The organism is Mariprofundus ferrinatatus, assembly GCF_002795825.1.
GTDB classification, from domain to species: Bacteria; Pseudomonadota; Zetaproteobacteria; order Mariprofundales; family Mariprofundaceae; genus Mariprofundus; species Mariprofundus ferrinatatus.
Genome location: NZ_CP018800.1, coordinates 718,741 through 737,204, shown reverse-complemented (window position 1 = coordinate 737,204; position 18,464 = coordinate 718,741). Strand labels below are relative to the sequence as shown.

The window sequence follows — 18,464 nt, the reverse complement described above, 5'->3', positions numbered from 1 at the left end:
AACGTTACATTGCTGAATTCCCACAATATAACTGCTGCTCTAGTGATGGCATTGCTGCTGCTCTGCTCTTGTGACAATGAAAGGCAGGCAATTCACCAGACACTTGATGCCCGTGAAGCGGCAATCAGAAGCCAGGATATTAACAGCTATAAAAGCCTGCTTCATCCAGACTACGGAGACAAGAACCAGAGCGCAGCTGAGGCCACAGCCAGAATGAAGAGGTTATTCACTCAATTCGATGCGATGGAGATGGGCTCCAGTGATCGTACCATCTACATGATCGATGATGAGCATGCCCTCTGCGAACAGAGTTACAGGCTGAAGGTCAAAGCTGACAACATGTGGCGTGAGACCACTCAGCGCGAACGTATTGAACTGACCAGAACGGTTCAGGGCTGGAAAATCAGTGGAGGCCTTTACTAGATCGGAGCCAGTTCCTTTTCATTGGCATGCTTACCTCCCCACATGTCAATCGGGAAATCATCGACCATGATGGCATTTCTTACAGCAGCTTTTGCGGCCATGAGCAAGTCCCCCTCCTCTCTGTTTATAGTCTGATCCTTAACAAGCATCGCGATCCAGTCGCTATAGGAGTGATCCGGGGTATAAATAATACCTGCTTTATGAAGTCGTTTCTCAATCGGTTCAACCTGAATGGTCAACGCCATTGCATGGTGCAGACGACCGGTCATATCCTCTTCATCTGCTGGGCTATAGATGCCAGCAACAAGGCGCTCACGGGACCCTGAGGGTTCGATCAGAAGCTTCGCCACCTGATGGGTGAGGTGATCATTCGGAGGATTGCGATGCATGCCCAGCGGAAAAGCCCAGGCACGCATCTTCCATGCCGCCAGTCTGATCGGGAAATTGCGAATCACGCCGGCCAGTGCCTGCTCCACCTGATAAAGTGAAAACTGACACGACCAGTGAACCAGCGGCAGATCCCCCTGCTGGCGCCCCTCATCTTCGAAACGTTTAAGTACCGCAGATGCGAGGTAGAGATAGGCCATGGCATCGGCAAAACGCCCGGATATGGACTCCTTCCGTTTCAGAGTTCCACCCAACGTCAAAAGAGCCAGATCGGCCATTGCTGACATCGCAGCGCTATACCGGGCAATCTGCCGATAGTAGGTCGCAGTCACACCTGACACAGGTGAAGATGCCGCGTAGCCACCTGTCAGGCCGTAGAGAGCCGCTCTGGCCGCATTGGAGATGGTATACCTGATGTGGGACATCAGCGCCTCATCGAACCGGAGAAGCGCCTCATCCCCATCTTCAACCGAGGCAGCCTCAATCTCTTTCTGCAGCCATGGATGGCATCGCATCGCACCCTGACCGAACACCATCATATTGCGTGTCAGGATATTTGCCCCCTCCACGGTAATGGCGACAGGTATCGACTGGTAGGTTCGTCCCAGATAATTGGATGGACCGAGACATATGCCGCGGCCACCATGTACATCCATCGCATCGTTGATGACCTGGCGCATGCTTTCGGTCAGATAGCGTTTGGCGATAGCTGTCAGTACAGCAGGCTTCTCACCCTGATCAAGGGCAGAGGTGGTCAACCTTACCGTAGCATCCATCATATAGGTCATACCGCCGATCCGGCCCAGCGCCTCCTCCACCCCCTCAAAGCGGCCGATCGATGTCCTGAACTGCTTGCGCAGGCGGGCATAGGAACCGGCAGTATCACACGCCATTTTACCCGCCGCTGCACTCAGCGAAGGCAGGGAAATGCCGCGCCCGATGGAGAGTCGCTCCACCAGCATGCGCCACCCTTTTCCTATCATCTTCTCTCCGCCAATCACCCACTCAAGCGGAATAAATACATCTCTGCCGTAATTCGGACCATTAAGAAAAGCGATATTCAACGGGTCATGCCGGGCGCCAATCTCCACACCTGGAAAGTTGGCCGGCACCAATGCACAGGTAATGCCGAGGTCCTCCTTTTCGCCCAGCAGGTGCTCTGGATCGTAAGCGTGGAATGCCAGACCAAGCACCGTGGCAATCGGCCCCAAAGTAATATAACGCTTCTCCCAGTTAAGCCTAAGCCCAAGCGTCTCCCGCCCTTCAAATTCAACCTTGCAGACAATGCCCGTGTCAGGGATCGAGCCGGCATCAGAGCCGGCATCCGGACCTGTCAACGCAAAACAGGGGATTTCCTCACCGCTGGCAAGACGCGGCAGATAATAATCTTTCTGCTCATCGCTACCGTAGGCCAGCAGGAGCTCAGCCGGGCCAAGCGAGTTGGGCACCATGACCGTCACTGCTGCCGCACCACTTCGGCTGGCGATTTTCTGGATTACACAGCCATGCGCATAGGCGGAAAATTCCAGTCCACCGTAGCTTTTCGGAATAATCATTCCAAAGAAGCCGTTGCTGCGGATAAAATCCCAGACATGGGCAGGAAGATCGCGCAACTCGTGATTGATCTGCCAATCATCAAGCATCCCACACAGTTCGTTCACGGGGCCGTCAAGGAAGGCTTGTTCCTCTTCACTGAGTTCAGGTTTCGGTGTGCTAAGCAGGATGTTCCAGTCCGGATTACCCTGGAAAAGCTCCGCATCCCACCAGACCGTACCCGCCTCCACCGCATCACGTTCAGTCTGTGACATAGGTGGCAGTACGTTGCGGATATAATCGAGCAGCGGCCTGCTCACCCGCATTCTGCGAGTATCGTCAAAGCAGAGGATGAGATATATGGCTGCGATCAAAAGAAGAAGCAGAACACCAACCACATAATTCATGCCGGCGCTCATCAGCAAAACATCAGAAACGGCCAGCAGGGCTAGCCATAGCTGGAGGGAGAGTCTGGTATGCACCAGCAGAAGTAGTGATCCGAAAAGCAGGGCCAAAAGCAGAATCCAGAACATGCTCACCTCCAAAGGCTTAACGAACCATGTGAACCTTTGTCACTAGTATAGACATGAAACTTACACATCCCCAACAAAAAGGGGGCCTATGGCCCCCTTCAAAGCAGGTGATGACAGCCAATTAGAAACGGTGATTAATTGATGCCATAAGAATATGTGCATTACCTTTATAGGTTCCGTTCTTCAAAGCATTCGTTCCACCGGTTGACTGTGTCTGGTTTCTCTTGTTGATATGAACATAGGCATATGCGAGATCAAGTGTTGTTTCAGGAGTGAAGTCGTAGCCATGCCCGATTGATACAATATGACGGTCATTTCCCGGAATTGATGGTGAGAAATCAACATCTTTGATCGGAGTAGGAGAGAAGATATAGCCAAACCGTGCGCGCATGTTCGGCAGATATTTCCACTCAGCACCTGCCCTGAGGTCGATAGTTGCTTTCCAGTTTTCAGGAAGAGTATTCACATTGGTACCACCAGTCAGAACAGTCGACAGAAGGGAAGGGGTATACTGGATACGAATCTCCTTGAAGGTCTTCCAGTTCACCCAATCAGCATCAAAACTCAATGTCCACTGCTCGTTAGGCATAAATGCAAACCCAACATTAAGCTGGTCAGGAAGGGTAAGTGATGTATTGCCTGTGGTTGTGGCACCAACCAGAGCGGGAAGAACTCCGGCCAACGCAGGCCCACCAGTAATCAACCCATTTTTAATGTCGACCTTAATCCTGCTTCGATATGTAACACCAAAATTGAAACTATCTCCTTTATAGAGAATGGAAGCGTTGCCGCCCCAGCCATCGCCATCTCCACTAAGAAGCTGTGCGGTATTATTGAGATCAACTTTGTTAACATAGGCATAGTCGACACCTGCTGCAAAAGAGAGGTGACCTGAAACCTCGAAAATAACGCTCGGGTTGATCATCACCATGTTAATTCGGGAAAATGTATTCTTGCTTGCAAACAACCCTGTTGTGGGCCAATCGGTCTCCAATCCAAAAGGGGAATTGATGCTGAGAGAAGCCCCCAGGCTTGACTCCTCATCCCAGTAGGTGAAATAGGCATGTGGAATAAAGAAGGTCCCATCCTTTGCCTTCACCGATGTAGCAGGTGCAGGAATCAGGTTGGAACTGTTGCTGGTAAAATCGTTGCTGGTAAGGATCACGGCACTGCCAAGCATCAGCTGCCTGCCTTCGGTAAAGGCCACCCCGGCCGGATTGTGCCAGGCCGCCGAAGCGTCATCGGCCACCGCAGTAAAGGCGCTTGCCATACCGGTGGCACGAGTGGCCATCTCACCGACCATATATCCACCCGCCTGTGCGGTCGAAATGCCGGCAAACAGCATCGAAACCAATAGAATATTTCGTTTCATGAACACTCCCTCCTCCAAGAATTGGCGTAACGCATAGAGCATAAACACTATTTTCGGCTCATGCAAACCGGATTTGGGGGGAGCGTCAAAATTTCAACAATAACCTGACCAGCCTCCTTGTCGCCGAAGAAAAAAGCCTGTCGGTGAAAAAACTGCCGGCAATCCGTTTGTTTGCCTCCGCAAGCGTAGGGTAAGGCGCGATCATCGAAGCCATTGCACCGATCTTCAGTTTCTGAGTAATGGCCAATACCCACGGCTGGATCAACTCCCCTGCATGCAAGCCAACGATACTGGCGCCAAGGATCACCCCTTTTGCTGTAGTCACCACCTTGATCAACCCTTCGGTCCGCCTCTCAGACTGTGCACGGTCATTCTCCGTAAAGCTCCAACGCAGTATGCGAACCTCCCTACCTGCCTGAATCGCATCTGCCTCACTCATTCCGACATGCGCCAGCTCCGGGTCGCTGTAGGTAACCCATGGAACCGATGAGTAATTTACCCTGGCAGGAAGCTTGAACAGCATATTTCGGATCACGATACCGGCCTGATATGCGGCCATGTGGGTGAACTGATAAGGGCCTGCAACATCGCCGATGGCAAATATCCGTCTGTTGCTTGTTCGCAGGCGAGTATCCACTTCAACGCCGTGAGGGCTGTATGAAACAGCTGCCGCGTCCAGATTCAGGCCTTTCACATTAGCCCTGCGCCCCGTAGCAATCAGCAGGTGCGAACCAGATACGCACTGCGCTCCGGCATCCGTTTCACAAAGTGCCGCAATCCCACCGTCGTCCTGTTTTTCCAGCCTCAGGTTTCTGCACCCTTCATGAAACTCGACCCCCTCGTCTGTCAGCTTCCGGATCACCACCTTCGACAGTTCGGGATCATCCTTCATTAACAGTCGCGCCATCTCCATCACGGTCACCCTGGCACCCAGGCGCCGATACGCCTGTGCCATCTCAATGCCGATCGGCCCTCCTCCTATCACGATCAGGTGTCTGACCGGATCGCGATTGGCAAAGATATTCTCATTGGTGAAATAGGACACCTTATCCAGCCCTTCTATAGGCGGCACGAATGGTGAAGAACCTGTCGCCAGCACGAAGTATTTGGCCCGGACCTCATAATCGCCGGCCAGAACAGTCCGTTCATTGATAAAGCTGGCTGCAGCTCGAACCACGGTCACGCCAAGCCCCTCAAAGCGTTCCTGCGAATCGTTCGGAGCAATCGACTTTATCACTTCATGCACGTGACCGTGAACTGCACTCCAGTCCACCTCAGGTTCGACAGTCTGGATGCCAAACCGGCCTGCATCACGCATATTTTGGGCTGCATGGGCTGCAGCAAGCAGCGCCTTGGATGGCACACAACCCGAATTCAGGCAGTCACCCCCCATCTCCCCCTTCTCAATGAGCGCCACCTTTGCCCCCATCTGAGATGCCCCTGCAGCCACACTTAAACCACCGGAACCGGCTCCAATGATGCAGATATCCACACTGATCTTATTGCTCACTTAATCTCTCCATTTGCCGGTTTGCGAATATGTTTATAAATCACTGGAATCATGCTTAACAGGGCCAGACCGAAAAGAGCAGCGACAACCTCAAGCGTCATCACGCCCTGAATCGAGACCTCACCCCCCTGATCCAGCACACTCCCCAAGCCCGATCCGGCCAAAGCAAAGACAAAGGTTGCCGGCATAATTCCCAGGAAGGTGGCAACAACATAGATTCTCAGAGGCACACCAAGGAATGCCGGCACCAGATTGACAAGGAAAAAGGGGAAGATCGGCACCAGACGCAGTACGAACATATAGCTCCAGGCATTTTCAGCGAAACCTGCCTGCATCTTTTTTACACCATTTCCCGCTCTGGCCAGCAGATAGTCACCGAGCGAAGTTTTGGCAATCAGAAACAGGGCTACTGCCCCTATGGTTGCTCCAACAACCGTATATACTCCTCCGGCAAAGGCACCGAACAGAAAACCGCCCGCTACCGTCATCGCTGTCCCCGCAGGCAAGGAGAAGGCAACGATAGCGACATAGACAGCCATATAGGCAATTGGTGCAGCAAGATCATGTTCAGCAACCCAATCCAGAAGCTGCGATCTGTGTTCGCGTAGAGCCTCTATGCTTATGAAGCGATCCATATCAAAAAACATGAACAGAACCGCGACTGCAGCAATCAGCCCCAGAGGTAGCAGGCGTTTCACCATATCAGGAGATCCTCAACTTCATATTCAATCGCATGCCACCTTAGTCGGGCAAAGGCGCCAGCGATTACAGATTAATGAAAACAGATATTCCACAAGCACCCTCCGCTTCTGTACACTGCGCGACCTTTGCAGGAGATGTCTACATGAGTTTGCAGTCTGAAATCGAGAAACGTCGCACATTCGGGATCATTTCACATCCCGATGCCGGTAAAACCACGCTGACCGAAAAGCTGTTAATGTTCGGTGGCGCGATTCAGATGGCCGGTGCTGTGAAAGCACGCAAAGCAAGCAGGCACGCCACCTCCGACTGGATGAAAATCGAGCAGGAGCGCGGTATCTCTGTCGCCTCATCGGTGATGAAATTCAACTACAAAATCGACAAGCGTGAATTCGAAGTCAACCTGCTCGACACTCCGGGTCATCAGGACTTCTCTGAAGATACCTACCGCGTACTTACCGCAGTCGATTCAGCCATGATGGTAATTGATTCAGCCAAAGGTGTGGAGCCTCAAACTGAGAAGCTGATGGAGGTGTGCCGTATGCGTAACACCCCTATCGTTACCTTTATCAACAAACTCGACCGCGAAGGCATGGAACCACTCGATATCCTTGCCGACATTGAGGAGAAGCTGCAGATCGAGTGCACGCCGATGACCTGGCCGATCGGCATGGGAAAATCGTTTAAGGGCGTATACAACCTCTATAAGAAGGAGCTTAACCTATTTGCAGCAGGCGCTGAAACACGCGATTTCAAAACGGTCCATATCGAAGATCTCAGCGATCCGAAACTCGACGAACTGCTCGGCCATCAGGCCCAGGAACTGCGCGAGAATATTGAACTGCTAGAAGGTGCCGCAGATCCATTCGATCTCGAGCACTTCCTGGCTGGAAGTCAGTCGCCAGTGTTTTTCGGCTCAGCGGTTAACAACTTCGGCGTTAAAGAGTTGCTGGATGCCTTCTGCGAACTTGCCCCCCATCCGGGTCCGCGCGAAGCGATGGAGCGCACTGTAAATCCGGATGAGGAACAGTTCTCCGGTTTCTGTTTCAAGATTCAGGCCAATATGGATCCCGCCCACCGCGACCGTATCGCCTTTTTCCGCATCTGTTCAGGCAAGTTCAAGAAGGGTATGGCTGTACGCCATCACCGCATTGCTAAAGATGTGAAGATTCCTAATGCCGTAATATTTATGTCACAGGATCGCGCTCATGTTGAGGAGGCTTATGCCGGCGACATTATCGGCATTCATAACCACGGCACGATCAAGATTGGCGACACATTCACCACAAAGGAACCTCTGAAGTTCACCGGTATTCCGAACTTTGCGCCTGAGCTGTTCCGTCGTGTTCGCCTGATTGATCCGATGAAACGTAAACAGCTGCACAAAGGACTCGTTCAGCTTTCCGAAGAGGGCGCAGTACAGGTGTTCAAGACCAATCTTGGTGGCGACTATATCCTCGGCGCAGTTGGCGTACTGCAGTTCGATGTAACCGTGGCAAGACTGAAGGCGGAGTACAAGGTGGATGCCGACTATGTCGCCACAGACTTCCAGGTTGCGCGCTGGATCACCTCAGACAATGAGAAGAAGCTGGCCGAGTTCATCCGCCTGTTCGACTCGGCACTCGCCGAGGATGCGGATGGTTGTCTGGCCTATCTCGCACCAAGTGCATGGAAACTCAGCTACACCGAAGAGCAGTGGCCGGATATCACCTTCCATAAAACCAGAGAACATATCTGATTCGGGGCGTCCATGTCCCTCACCCGACGGGCGAACTCAAGCTCGTCCAAATCTACTCTCCTGTAGATTTGTGATTCGAGGCCTTCATGTCCCTCACCCGACGGGCGAGCTCAAGCTCGTCCAAATCTACTCTCCTGTAGATTTGTGATTCGGGGCTCCATGTCCCTCCCTCATCCTTCGGGCGGCCTGATGGCTGCCCAAATGACTATTGTGTCCTTTACAACAGATACAGCATCGGAAGGGTTTAAGAGTTCCATCTACAGTTTATGTAAGCAGATCTGTGAAAGAGCGCTCTGTATTTCGCTGAACGGCTCGCTACACTAGCGACCCATGTACGATACCTATGATGAGGAACACGAAAACGTCGCTCGGTTGAACAAGACCCAGCAGAAGCGTGAAATCGCCGAGTTGCACGATCTGGCCAAAAGCCTCTCCAGGCTGGATGCCGTTGCACTTGAAAAGATGGATCTTCCGAAAGAGCTCTTTCAGGCGCTGATTGATGTTCAGAGCATGAAACATGGCGCCGAAAAGCGTCAGTTCAAGTTCATCGTCAAACTGCTTCGCCAGATCGAAACCGAATCATTCATGGAAACCATTGCGGAACTAGATGCGAAGAAGAGTGAGCAGGACAAAAATTTCCACCGTACCGAACGCTGGCGCGATCGCCTGATTTCTGAGGGGCATGATGCCCTTACCGAGTTCATGGGTCTCTACCCGCTGGCCGATTCCGGCCAGATCAGGCAGCTGGTGCGCAATGCCAACAAGGAGGCTCTGGAGAACAAGCCGCACAAATCCTCGCGTGCCCTCTTCCGCCTGCTCCGGGATATTATCTGTCAGTAGGAATTAGACAGCTGCCAGATAGCGGTCGCTTACCCATCCATTATTTTCATCAAGTGCAACAAACGACCAGGTGCCGCCCTGCTCGTCTACATCCTGACCAAGCACTTTAACTATCGCCCCCCCCTCTGAGAGGCCCCCACTCCATCTTTTCAAACCCGATGCCGGCTCCGCCACGTACATTCAGGCTCGTGGCAACGACTCTCTTTTCAACCCTTTCGACTCCGTTATCCCCGCGGCCAAGTGCGAAGGTTCGAAGGTGATCGAGCGGAAATAGCGGGTTTGTATCCCGCTTCCTTCCCGGACTGACAAACCAGTGAGGTTCGATAAAGTTCATATCGTATTTGGTCGCTAGCGCGCTGCAGATATCGGTAACAGAGTTGATTTGCGCCTCTGTATAGTCCATCCAATAGCCATCGCCATGATAGCGTGAAGAAGCTGCACGGATATCACCATCAGCTTCCGTATAGACTTTCTTGAACCAGGAGCGATAACCTCCCTCGGTTTTTTCTAGCTTTCCTGGATTAACAATTTCAATGCCGATGGAAAAGCCGTTACAGCCACTGCGCCCGTCCAGAATGGAACTGCCTGCATGCCACGCTTTGATATTGAATGGCACCATCTGGGTAACCGAGCCATCACGTTCCACCACTAGATGCGCAGAAGCACTTGCCTCTTTTTTTAGAAACCAGCTGACACAGTTGCCTTTATCCAGCCTTCCGGCTGTATCATGTAAAATGATCCCTTCCGGCTTGATCACTGAACTTCTGTTTGGTGACAACTGGAAATCAATAGGTGCGTTTTATTCATACAGACGATGTGATTTGATTGAATGGTTCATGCTCCCTCCTTCGCTGCTATCTATTTTTATAGACGCTTTTCAGGGGTACGCAAACAGGGATTCCAGACGGCCATTAGCCACTCGACAGGAAGATGAATAATACATGCCGGATATGGTAGCATGCGTCCACTTCCGAACAGGTGAGGTTGACCATGAAACGCTCTACTATCCCGGCACTGCTAATTCTATCTGCTGCAACAATGGCAGGATGTGGGGAGGATTCCGGTGGCGTCATCGGCTCCACCGCCAAAAACATTGAACTGGAGTCGATGCCGGGAGCCGCCATTGCGCGAACCGAGTGCGGCAACTGTCACTTCTTCGATAAAACCGTGCGCAAGGTCGGCCCGTCGCTGAAAGGCATCTTTGGCCAAGCCCCTAGAACCAAGGGAATTCCGGTCGAAGTGTGGAATGAGGTTTCACTCGATGCCTGGATCGAAAGCCCGACAGGCGTCCACCCTGAAACCCGTATGAAGATCCCCGGCATCAAGGATGCGGAGAAACGTGCACTGATCGTCGAATATCTGAAACATATCTAGGCCTCAGGTAATAGCTGCAGAGAGACCTTCGACCATGATAAAGAGCATCATCCTGAATTTCACATAAAGCACAGTTATCAGTGTTGCACTGATTGCCGTAATGCCGAGCGGTCGCATCTTGGAGTCCCTCATCACCAGTCGAGGCATCAGTATCGCACCGCCCATCACACCTGCTCCGATAGACTGCAGTACGATCAGAAACACCTTGATAACGGGCAGCGACGGGACCTTATCGAGCCCCCCGAAGATCACCAGCGTCAGAGCAATAAAACCCGCCCACGGCAGGTAGATCAAAAGGTATTCGATAAAGCTGAAGTATACATCTTTACGACGGCCCAGAAGGATGATGGTAATGGCGAGTACGTTGGCCGGCACCAGATAAAAGAGGAATGAGACTAGATAGTCATTCATCACCCCTCCTCTGTCATTCTGTATTGGCTGCTACAGTGATGCTATGCTTCGATCCTAGCAAAGGCTACTTCGCATACCGTTTCATGGAGAAACCCACAATATGAGCAGCAATTCCAGCAAGTTTCCAATTATTGTCCTGATTCTGGCCCTCTGCATGATCGGCTTCGGGCTCTATAACCTGAATAAAATTCCGACACCCAAGTATCCGGAATTTGATGAGAAACTTACTGACTTTACGTTGCACGGTGCAGACAGATCGGTTTCATTTTCAGATCTTGCCGGCAAAGCAAGTGTCGTCTTCTTTGGATACACACACTGCCCTGATGTCTGCCCCAACACGCTGGTCAACTTTGGCAATGCACTGAGAATGCTTAATGAGGATGAAAAGGAGAAAGTACGCGCTGTCTTTATCGCCATTGACTTTGGACGAGACACTCCTGAAAGAGTCCATAAGTATGCCACCTATTTTCATCCGGATATCATCGGCCTGACCGGCAGTGAAGAAGAGCTGAAGGTTGCAACCAAAGCCTTCATGGTGCCTTTTGAGAAGGACGAGGTGAATGCCAAGGGCAACTATCTCATGAACCATGGCACCTATGTTTATGTTATGCGTCCTGACGGCAAGCTTGGCGAGCTTATCAGCCACCAGAGCTCCTCTGAAGAGATTGTGGAAGCGCTGCGAAAGTGGATACGCTGGGCTGAATAAACATAGATGCGACTGACAGCCTGCACCGGTTTATAGGGATGTCTGCTGCACCCCTGTTCCCCTAAAAGCAGATCTCACATATATCAAGCCAGTGCTGTTCTGCAAATGAAAGAAATATGTCCTATAATAACGGTAACCGGATTATATAAGTGGAATGACTTCGAAATATGATTTGAGGTAAACCAAATGGGCTTTATGGAAGACTTCAGTTATGAAAGGGGAATAATAATTGTCCTTTTGCTGGTAATAGTTTTATTGTTGATATACTCGTCGTGGACGGCAAATGACCTGCAAACAGCAATACTTGAGTTGGAGAATCGGGTCGGAATCCTGGAAAAACTAAGGTTGAAGTAGTAAGAACAACGACATCCACATTAGCCGGAACAGGGCGTTATTCTGCTGCCCGTCAGGAGAGCGCTTCAGTTAATGAAGTTGCCAGCTTCGAATCAAACTTCTTTTTATCCACTTTCAGATAGGCAACGCCATCCTCTACTATCACGCTGGCTTCGTGCACCCCGGGCAGCTGCATCAGTTTGGCGGCCAACTGCTCTGCAGCACGCTGATCAGACACCTCGACATGCAGCATGAATGAAGAGAGATAGGCTGGAACCTTCATGCCCAGCGCAAGCAGCAACCATCCCAGCGCAACGATCGCGCAGGCGAAAAAAACGGCCTGTATGCCGAATGCCCCCGACAGCCAGCCGCCCCCTGCCCCGCCAATAAAGGCACCGAGGAACTGAGAAGTTGAATAAACCCCCATCGCGGTGCCCTTGCTTTCCACCGGGGCCAGACGTGAGATCAGTGACGGCAGGCTCGCCTCAAGCACATTAAAAGCGACGAAAAAGAAAAACAGGCCGATTCCGACGGCGACCAGAGAGCGCTGGTCAGTACCCAGGAGAATTTCGGACAGAGCCATCAACAGGACCGAACCGATAAACACCTGTTTCATCTTCTGTTTTTTCTCGGCAAGCATGACCAGTGGGGCCATACCTAGCACAGAGAGCATCAGTACCGGCAGATAGAACCATGCATGTTCATCTGCAGGCAAACCCAGCTTATCCCTGAGGACAAAAGGTAGTGCAGTGAACATAGCCATCATAATGCCGTGCTGTACCAAAATACCGACATCGAGCCTGAACAGCTGCGCATCGAAAAATACCTGTTTCAGTTGCGCAGGTACTGTCTCTACCTCGCGGTGGAAATTGAGGTGTTTGGGATCAGGAACCAGCAGGAAGAGTATGGCAATGCCTGCTGCGGCCAGAACAGCTGTCAGCCAGAAAATACCATCCACACCCATGCTCGCGTTAAGTATTGGTCCCACCATAAGCGCCAGCGTGAATGACATACCGATGGCAACGCCCATGATCGCCATCGCCTTGGTGCGCTCCTGCTCTTCAGTGAGATCGGCCATCAGTGCCATCATTGCAGCAGCTATGGCACCTGAGCCCTGAATAGCACGACCGATAATTACACCCCATATCGTATCGGACATCGCGGCAATCAAGCTGCCGAGGGCAAAAAGAAGCAGGCCTATAGTGATGATCGGCTTGCGACCAAAACGGTCGGATAGCATACCAAACGGGATCTGGAAGATCGCCATGGTCAACCCGTAAACACCTAGTGCTACGCCGACAAGCATCGGGGTGACCCCCTCAAGCCCCTCAGCATAAAGCGAAAATACCGGCAGGATCATGAACAGTCCCAGCATGCGCAGGCCGTAAATTCCCGCCAGCGAAAATACGCTGCGACGTTCGAGCTGATTCATGGGTTAAAGTCTACTTTTCAGTTGACTGAAGCATCCGCAGGGTAAACAGCGAGAAGGCGAAAAGAAGCATCGCGCCTCCCTGATGAGCGACACCAAGGTGTAGCTGGACAACCGAGAGCAGCGTCGCAAGGCCAAGCGAGAACTGTATCATCACCATGCCGAACATCAGGTGAATACCGATCTTGGCGGGACCATGCAGTTCAAAACGCTTGGCGTAGAACCAGAGCCCGATCACCAGCAACAATACTGTTTCAGCCAGTAGCCGGTGATTGAACTGAACCGCAGCAATATTCTCAAACCAGTTCAGATAGAAAGGCTGCAGCATACCATAGCCTTCGGGAACAAAGTGACCATCCATCAACGGGAAGGTGTTATAGGCAAATCCAGCCTTCAGACCCGCTACAAAGCCACCAGCAGCCACGGTCAGGGCAATCAGGGCAGTCACACCTGCAACGGCCATGAAGAGCGGCTTAACGCTGTAGAGTGATGGTTCACGGCGTGGAAAAAGAAGTCCTGCAGCCACCCAGAGGATATAGGCAAAAATCACGAATGCGGCCATCAGGTGAGCGGTCAGTCGATACTGGCTTACATAGGCCTGATCGAAACCACTGCTCACCATATACCAGCCCAGCAAACCCTGCAGTCCGCCGAGAGCAAACATGGTGATCAGCTGGGTACGCAGAGATTTGCGAATCTTTCCTGCAAAAAGGAAATAGAGAAACGGCAGCAGGAAGAATATACCGATCAGGCGTCCCCACACACGATGGATATACTCAAGCATAAAGATGCCTTTGTATCCTTCCAGATCCATATCCGGATTGAGCTCATAAAACTCAGGAATCTGCTTGTAGTGTTTAAATGACTCCAGCCATGCGGCCTCAGAAAGTGGCGGGATCCAGCCCATAAGAGGGTCCCATGTCATCATGGAAAGGCCTGAATGGGTCAGCCTGGTTGCGCCGCCAATCACCAGCATGATGAAAATCGCCGCACATACAAAAAGCAGCCAGTAGGCGATCTGCCTGTCATTTCTGATCTGATCGATATCGCTCATGACCGGGCTTCCTCACGCATCATTTTACGCCCTTTCAGCATCACCGGCAGAACCACGATGGCGAACAGAACACCCGAAAGAACTGCTATCACGCCACCAACGCCAACAAGGTCCTGCGGCGTAAGCACCGCCTGTACCCCGATATCCTGCGTGGTGCCAACCACCTTGCGCTTCATGCCGTGGCCACCGCCCCAGGCAAGGCCCACGATGTGAAGGATCTGGCCAATCGCATAAGCGTAAACCTGAATGCGCGCCCATTTCAGGTTAACGTTTGCAAAGCCGAATTTCGGCAGCCAGTAGTAGGTCATTGCCATAAACGCCATGGTCACGGATACAATCGAACCATGGTAGTGCGCTGTAATCAGCGTGCTGCTTTCACCAATAAACAGACCGAGCATGCCACCCATAGCAAAGAGAACAATCGAGAAGAGCAGTGCCATATAGAGATGGCGAGAACCCTTTTCTGCAGCCGGTTGGGTGAGCAGTGCCCATACCACAGGCAGGCCGATCAGCAGTGGCGCCACACCATTGCCATCACGCATCAGCCAGACATACCAGCTCATAAATTCCGGACCACCAATATCGTAGCTCAGGAATGGCCACGGCATCATCAATACCGGTGCCACACCGATGGCAAATGCTGCCATCAGGTAGATCGGCTTTGCTTTTATCTCAAGACCACAGGCCTGGGCAATCCAGAGCCAGGAAACGCAGAGTAGCGCGGTGTGGGCAAACTGCAGAATATGTCCGCCTGCCCAGTAGAGACTTTCGTAGTAGGAGCGGCCTTGGGAAACAGGCGCATCTGTAAAGCTCCAGATCAGTGCGATCATTGCAATCAGCGCAGCAATTGCTGCTGTCAGAGTGCCGAAACGGATGGCACCCTCGCCGCTCACTTGACGTGACTTGCTGCATTCGAGCGCCCACATGCTGCGCAGTACCAGCAGCAGAACACCACCACCAAAGACAATCAGCCCCTTGATGAATATCTTGTTTTCCAGCATCGGAATGTAGTTGTTGGTCAGTGGATTGGCATCACCGGTCAGAGGTGAAACACCGATAATAATGCCACCGCCCACAACCAGAAGCAGTGAGAGCCAGCCGGTCATCACCTGACGACTACTGGTATTCAGCGTCCAGAAAACACCGGCAATGGCGATCAGCCACCAGAGCACCGTAAAGTCCACATGCAGCACAAGGGCTGTGTAGAAGAAATCTTTCCACGGCATCTCATAGGTGGTCCTGGCCAGTGCCAGAAGCAGCGGATAGATGCCGGAAGCGAGCAGAAAGCCGACGGCCACATAGAGCCAGCCAACAGCCAGCTGAGTCTGATGAGATTCGGATATCGGCAGGGAGTATTTTGTCGTCATGATAAATCCTGTTCTGCGTTAATAGATGCATCAATTTTGGGCGCGCATCCTAACACCCGCCGCCATCAAGCGCAGCAGATTTATCTGGCAATATACTAGAAGAGCCGGGCTATTTATTACTTTCCAAATGGCTCGATTATGTGGATATTGGCGATTATGAAATATGAAAAGAGTACCCGAATCCTCCACATCCTGCTCATGCTCACAGTTCTCGCACAGCTGCTAAGTGAGCAGTTCATGCAGGTTCCCAAACCCGGAAAGGCGATTGATCAGCTGGCCGGGTTTATCTTTTCGATTCATCAGTTCGGAGGTTTTGTTGTACTGATTGTTGCCATTGCCTACCTGATGACTGTGCTGGACCGAGATGAAAGCAGGCTTCGCCTTTTTCCATGGCTCGATCCTGCGAAGCGCAAGTCGCTCATTACTGAGATAAAATGCGATATTCCCGGCTGGTTTAAAGGGGTCCTCCCTCCTCCTGAACAGGCGCACCTGATTGCAGGTACAGTACACGGTCTTGGGCTGATGCTGGCAACAGGACTGGGATTGACCGGCTCGATCATCTATCTCGGCATGAAACATGACGGTGGTATGCCCCCCGCAGTTCATACCATTAAGGAACTCCATGAACTGCTTGGAACTACACTTTGGTTCTTTGTTGTTGGCCACCTGTTGATGGCACTGCTACACCAGATCAAAGGACACAGGGTATTGCAGAAAATGTTTACAGCCAACGATGAACAGTAGCTTCAGTCAGATGGGGCTCAGAGGTTCTGGCGCAGCAGGAAAAAGGTCGGAGAGAGGGTGCGATCAAGAATTGGTGAACTCATGATGAAGCTACCGTAACTACCCCCCTGTCGATTCAGTGTACGAACCTCCCCCTGCCACTGCTGCCGCTCACTGCTGTTTTTGATGACATCATCGACCCAGCTGGCGTGATCATCAACAGCAATCGTTGAAAGGTGTTTGCCGATCACATCTGTTGCGCCAAAACCGCTCTGCTCAAAATAGGCCGGATTACCATATTCGATAATACCACCGCTGCTGATAATCAGAACAGGCTCGGGCAACTGCTCTGTTGCCTGAGAAGTAAGATAGATATCGGCCAGACTATCTTCCATCTGGCGATTGAGTTGACGCCATTTGAAGAAGATATAGGCGATCAGTGCTGAAAATACGACGATCAGAAGCAGGAACAGGCGGCGCTGAAGATCAAGCCGTTCCTTGATCAGGGCGTGTACCCGACCATCACAAACCTTTGCAGAATCGATTGCGTCGACAAAGAGCTCCTGATCATGCTCCGAGTAGGCAAACTCCTGGTATGCATCACCCAGCAGCTCAGGCATAAGGTGTGCATCAAGAATCTCTATCGTATTCTCCAGATCAACAATTTTGAGCGCGAGTTCATCATCGCTGATCTTTGTTACTTCGATATTACTCAATGTGACAGACCCCATCATCGCGGTCCCTTCACTTAGTTCCGCGAGATGGTTCTTCAGCGTCTGCATGGATGCGACGAAGTCATCGACTCCGGCAATCACCCGATTGTGGAGTGTTTCCAGTTCCTCCTGGTCGTCTCTGACCGAGCGGAGTTCATTAAGATCTTTCTCCATCTTAAACAGCAGCTGATGGGCATGTTCGAGGTCCACCCTCACCTCCATCACCACATCGAGAAGCGGCGCCTCCTGAACCATCTGCTTATTCCATGAAAAGAATGAGAATCCGACAACAGAAAGAGCCAGAACAGAGGGAACCATCAGCATGGCCCCTGCATGTTTACTCAAACTGGCCCAACTGCTGAAAATCGACTTCATCTGCTCTCCCTGCTCAAGCCGCTTTGCCGTCGTCTTTATTCAGCGCAGCTTCATTATCAAACAGTGCATTCACTTTTGCCTCTTCATCATCATCGAAAAGCTGATGGGAATCGGCAACCGCTTCGGCCTCTTCGGCAGGCAGAGCCATATCAACAACGCTCATGCCAAGCTCTCTCAGCTCAACGGCAAACTGAGGATTCTCGGAGACAACTGCCCAGAGTGCATCAACCGGAATGGCAAAGGCGAGCGCATCAGTTTTGGCCACCACATCGGCCACCGGAAGACTCAAGCCGACAGCAGAGACTTCGCCGAAAATATCACCGGAACGAAGGGTGGCGACATTTTCCCCGTTTCGAATGACAGTGGCCTCGCCCTTGGCAAGCAGGAACAGATAATAGTTGAACTCACCTTTTCGAATCAGTGCCGCGCCCGGTTCGACCTCCATCACGGTAGACTGCTCGGCAAGGCTCTGGCGCGTTTCAACTGAGAGTGAATGGAAAAGTGAATGGCCAACAATCAAACGGTGCAGATCATCCATCGATGATTCAGCACGCACGATACGCATCCACTTGGCATCGCTGCAGCGTGTAATCGACTTATGGTGTGTAGCACCTTCCATCAACAGGAAGACGGCAATCGCGAGATAATAGGAGCCCACAAACATTCCAAACAGTGCCGAAAAAACAAAAATACTCAGCCACCGCAGGATATTGGAATCGGCCTCCTGCTTGAGATAGGTGAAAAACATGCCGATGGCAGGAACAAACACCAGTGCAGCAAAGGATAGCTCAATATTAAAGCCCAGCTTGTAGGCACCCAGTGCGGTAAAGATCCCCCCGGCCGCCAGCTTCAGAATAAACAGCCGATCATGTCTGGAGACGCCATCGATATGTTCTTTGGACAGAAGATCCATTAATGCACCACTATATTGGTTATCCCGAACT

At 51.7% G+C, this 18,464-nt stretch carries 17 protein-coding genes; 6 read left to right on the top strand and 11 right to left on the bottom strand.

Going from position 1 to position 18,464, the window contains the following annotated elements:
- Positions 1-45: 45 nt before the first annotated feature.
- Entirely contained in the window at positions 46-423 is a 378-nt protein-coding gene (locus tag Ga0123462_RS03585) for a hypothetical protein (RefSeq protein WP_100265035.1), read from the top strand.
- On the opposite strand, the gene Ga0123462_RS03580 is transcribed toward Ga0123462_RS03585, so the two are convergent.
- The 4 genes from Ga0123462_RS03580 to Ga0123462_RS03565 all read right to left on the bottom strand — a co-directional run bounded on the left by Ga0123462_RS03580 (position 420) and on the right by Ga0123462_RS03565 (position 6,459).
- The gene (locus tag Ga0123462_RS03580; RefSeq protein ID WP_100265034.1) at positions 420-2,876 is read right to left on the bottom strand and encodes an acyl-CoA dehydrogenase; all 2,457 of its coding nucleotides are present in this window, start codon (positions 2,874-2,876) and stop codon (positions 420-422) included. The two genes, Ga0123462_RS03585 and Ga0123462_RS03580, sit on opposite strands and share 4 nt — an antisense overlap.
- Positions 2,877-2,997: 121 nt before the next feature.
- Positions 2,998-4,248 carry an OmpP1/FadL family transporter gene (locus tag Ga0123462_RS03575; RefSeq protein ID WP_100265033.1) on the bottom strand — a complete coding sequence of 417 codons (1,251 nt, stop codon included), beginning with the start codon at positions 4,246-4,248 and terminating at the stop codon, positions 2,998-3,000.
- An 85-nt stretch (positions 4,249-4,333) separates the two neighbouring features.
- Positions 4,334-5,758 (bottom strand): dihydrolipoyl dehydrogenase family protein, encoded by a 1,425-nt coding sequence (locus tag Ga0123462_RS03570; protein WP_100265032.1) that lies wholly within the window; start codon positions 5,756-5,758, stop codon positions 4,334-4,336.
- On the bottom strand, positions 5,755-6,459 hold the full coding sequence (locus Ga0123462_RS03565; protein ID WP_100265031.1) for a TVP38/TMEM64 family protein: 705 nt from the start codon (positions 6,457-6,459) through the stop codon (positions 5,755-5,757). The genes Ga0123462_RS03570 and Ga0123462_RS03565 overlap by 4 nt, the downstream gene beginning before the upstream one ends.
- Positions 6,460-6,602: 143 nt before the next feature.
- Here Ga0123462_RS03565 and Ga0123462_RS03560 point away from each other — a divergent pair, with 143 nt between their 5' ends.
- Positions 6,603-8,195 carry a peptide chain release factor 3 gene (locus tag Ga0123462_RS03560; RefSeq protein WP_100265030.1) on the top strand — a complete coding sequence of 531 codons (1,593 nt, stop codon included), beginning with the start codon at positions 6,603-6,605 and terminating at the stop codon, positions 8,193-8,195.
- Positions 8,196-8,525: 330 nt separating this feature from the next.
- Complete coding sequence (yjgA, locus tag Ga0123462_RS03555) at positions 8,526-9,035, top strand: ribosome biogenesis factor YjgA (RefSeq protein WP_100265029.1); 510 nt, start codon at positions 8,526-8,528, stop codon at positions 9,033-9,035.
- Between the two features lie 106 nt (positions 9,036-9,141).
- Here the strand turns inward: yjgA and Ga0123462_RS03550 are convergent, their stop codons facing one another.
- Positions 9,142-9,792, bottom strand: a complete 651-nt coding sequence (locus Ga0123462_RS03550) for an N-acetylmuramoyl-L-alanine amidase (RefSeq protein ID WP_157821257.1) — start codon at positions 9,790-9,792, stop codon at positions 9,142-9,144.
- Positions 9,793-10,025: 233 nt separating this feature from the next.
- Here Ga0123462_RS03550 and Ga0123462_RS03545 point away from each other — a divergent pair, with 233 nt between their 5' ends.
- Complete coding sequence (locus tag Ga0123462_RS03545) at positions 10,026-10,409, top strand: c-type cytochrome (RefSeq protein ID WP_100265027.1); 384 nt, start codon at positions 10,026-10,028, stop codon at positions 10,407-10,409.
- A gap of 3 nt (positions 10,410-10,412) precedes the next feature.
- Here Ga0123462_RS03545 and Ga0123462_RS03540 read toward each other — a convergent pair whose 3' ends face one another.
- The gene (locus tag Ga0123462_RS03540) at positions 10,413-10,820 is read right to left on the bottom strand and encodes a hypothetical protein (RefSeq protein WP_100265026.1); all 408 of its coding nucleotides are present in this window, start codon (positions 10,818-10,820) and stop codon (positions 10,413-10,415) included.
- Positions 10,821-10,920: 100 nt separating this feature from the next.
- Here Ga0123462_RS03540 and Ga0123462_RS03535 point away from each other — a divergent pair, with 100 nt between their 5' ends.
- Positions 10,921-11,526, top strand: a complete 606-nt coding sequence (locus tag Ga0123462_RS03535; protein WP_100265025.1) for an SCO family protein — start codon at positions 10,921-10,923, stop codon at positions 11,524-11,526.
- Positions 11,527-11,932: 406 nt separating this feature from the next.
- On the opposite strand, the gene Ga0123462_RS03530 is transcribed toward Ga0123462_RS03535, so the two are convergent.
- From Ga0123462_RS03530 to Ga0123462_RS03520, 3 genes are read right to left on the bottom strand one after another with little or no spacing between them, the layout of a single operon-like run.
- The gene (locus Ga0123462_RS03530) at positions 11,933-13,291 is read right to left on the bottom strand and encodes an MFS transporter (RefSeq protein ID WP_100265024.1); all 1,359 of its coding nucleotides are present in this window, start codon (positions 13,289-13,291) and stop codon (positions 11,933-11,935) included.
- A 10-nt stretch (positions 13,292-13,301) separates the two neighbouring features.
- Positions 13,302-14,342: a COX15/CtaA family protein gene (locus tag Ga0123462_RS03525; protein ID WP_198507388.1), complete on the bottom strand. Its 1,041-nt coding sequence runs from the start codon at positions 14,340-14,342 to the stop codon at positions 13,302-13,304.
- The gene (locus Ga0123462_RS03520) at positions 14,339-15,709 is read right to left on the bottom strand and encodes a cbb3-type cytochrome c oxidase subunit I (protein ID WP_100265023.1); all 1,371 of its coding nucleotides are present in this window, start codon (positions 15,707-15,709) and stop codon (positions 14,339-14,341) included. The genes Ga0123462_RS03525 and Ga0123462_RS03520 overlap by 4 nt, the downstream gene beginning before the upstream one ends.
- A 156-nt stretch (positions 15,710-15,865) precedes the next feature.
- Here Ga0123462_RS03520 and Ga0123462_RS03515 point away from each other — a divergent pair, with 156 nt between their 5' ends.
- Positions 15,866-16,453, top strand: coding sequence for a cytochrome b/b6 domain-containing protein (locus tag Ga0123462_RS03515; RefSeq protein ID WP_157821256.1), 588 nt, complete (start codon positions 15,866-15,868; stop codon positions 16,451-16,453).
- A gap of 17 nt (positions 16,454-16,470) precedes the next feature.
- Here the strand turns inward: Ga0123462_RS03515 and Ga0123462_RS03510 are convergent, their stop codons facing one another.
- Together Ga0123462_RS03510 and Ga0123462_RS03505 are read right to left on the bottom strand one after the other, a co-directional pair.
- Entirely contained in the window at positions 16,471-17,520 is a 1,050-nt protein-coding gene (locus Ga0123462_RS03510; RefSeq protein WP_100265021.1) for a PAS domain S-box protein, read from the bottom strand.
- 13 nt (positions 17,521-17,533) lie between these two features.
- On the bottom strand, positions 17,534-18,433 hold the full coding sequence (locus tag Ga0123462_RS03505) for a cyclic nucleotide-binding domain-containing protein (protein ID WP_100265020.1): 900 nt from the start codon (positions 18,431-18,433) through the stop codon (positions 17,534-17,536).
- Positions 18,434-18,464 lie beyond the last annotated feature (31 nt).

Coding starts and splice junctions, on each gene's coding strand:
- Ga0123462_RS03585 (WP_100265035.1), top strand. CDS start 46: ATGGCATTGCTGCTGCTCTGCTCTTGTGACAATGAAAGGCAGGCAATT.
- Ga0123462_RS03580 (WP_100265034.1), bottom strand. CDS start 2,876: ATGTTCTGGATTCTGCTTTTGGCCCTGCTTTTCGGATCACTACTTCTG.
- Ga0123462_RS03575 (WP_100265033.1), bottom strand. CDS start 4,248: ATGAAACGAAATATTCTATTGGTTTCGATGCTGTTTGCCGGCATTTCG.
- Ga0123462_RS03565 (WP_100265031.1), bottom strand. CDS start 6,459: ATGGTGAAACGCCTGCTACCTCTGGGGCTGATTGCTGCAGTCGCGGTT.
- Ga0123462_RS03560 (WP_100265030.1), top strand. CDS start 6,603: ATGAGTTTGCAGTCTGAAATCGAGAAACGTCGCACATTCGGGATCATT.
- yjgA (WP_100265029.1), top strand. CDS start 8,526: ATGTACGATACCTATGATGAGGAACACGAAAACGTCGCTCGGTTGAAC.
- Ga0123462_RS03545 (WP_100265027.1), top strand. CDS start 10,026: ATGAAACGCTCTACTATCCCGGCACTGCTAATTCTATCTGCTGCAACA.
- Ga0123462_RS03540 (WP_100265026.1), bottom strand. CDS start 10,820: ATGAATGACTATCTAGTCTCATTCCTCTTTTATCTGGTGCCGGCCAAC.
- Ga0123462_RS03535 (WP_100265025.1), top strand. CDS start 10,921: ATGAGCAGCAATTCCAGCAAGTTTCCAATTATTGTCCTGATTCTGGCC.
- Ga0123462_RS03530 (WP_100265024.1), bottom strand. CDS start 13,291: ATGAATCAGCTCGAACGTCGCAGCGTATTTTCGCTGGCGGGAATTTAC.
- Ga0123462_RS03525 (WP_198507388.1), bottom strand. CDS start 14,342: ATGAGCGATATCGATCAGATCAGAAATGACAGGCAGATCGCCTACTGG.
- Ga0123462_RS03520 (WP_100265023.1), bottom strand. CDS start 15,709: ATGACGACAAAATACTCCCTGCCGATATCCGAATCTCATCAGACTCAG.
- Ga0123462_RS03515 (WP_157821256.1), top strand. CDS start 15,866: ATGAAATATGAAAAGAGTACCCGAATCCTCCACATCCTGCTCATGCTC.
- Ga0123462_RS03510 (WP_100265021.1), bottom strand. CDS start 17,520: ATGAAGTCGATTTTCAGCAGTTGGGCCAGTTTGAGTAAACATGCAGGG.
- Ga0123462_RS03505 (WP_100265020.1), bottom strand. CDS start 18,433: ATGGATCTTCTGTCCAAAGAACATATCGATGGCGTCTCCAGACATGAT.